Annotated in this window: 1 protein-coding gene; it reads right to left on the bottom strand. The window is 67.6% G+C overall.

The window, feature by feature from the left end:
* On the bottom strand, positions 1-601 hold a 601-nt coding region (locus tag HH302_RS22240), incomplete at both ends, for a VCBS domain-containing protein (protein WP_216662028.1).

Raw genomic sequence — 601 nt, 5'->3', positions numbered from 1 at the left:
GTCAGCGACTGGCCTGCGCCGAGCGACTGGATCGCGGACTGCGCGTTGTTCGCAGCGTAGGTCCATGCCCCGGTCGTGGTGTTGAAGGTGAAGGTGCCGTAGGTGCCAGCCAGCGTGGCAGGCGTCGCGAAGACCGCTTCGCCCGAATCTACGTCGGTGACGGCGAGCGCACCGGCGGCGGTGAGGTTGCCGCCGGTCACGGCGACATCCTCGGTCATCGTGCCCGTCGCAGTACCGGTGATCGCAGCGGTGTCGTTCGCACCGGTGACCGTTACATCGATCGCCTTGGTCGCGGTGCCATCCAGGCTCGTGACGGTCAGCGTGTCATGCACGATCTGGCCGTTGGTGAGCGCTTGCGTGGCCGCTTTGCTGTTATCCAGCGCATAGGTCCAGGCGCCGGTCGCGGCGTTGAAGGTGAAGGTCCCGTAGGTGCCGTTGAGCGACGCCGGGGCCACGGCCTGGAAGCTCGATTGACCGGCATCGACATCGGACACCGTAACCGTGCCGGACGCATTCGGCGTGCCGGCGATCGCATTCGCGACGCCACCGGCTTCGACCACCGTGCCGGTGGCGGTGCCACCGATGGTGGCGCCGTCGTTGG

This window comes from Niveibacterium sp. COAC-50 (genome assembly GCF_013184235.1).
In the GTDB taxonomy this organism is placed as follows: Bacteria; Pseudomonadota; Gammaproteobacteria; order Burkholderiales; family Rhodocyclaceae; genus Niveibacterium; species Niveibacterium microcysteis.
Note: the sequence above shows the minus strand (reverse complement) of the source record. Positions and strands in the feature narration are given on the sequence as shown.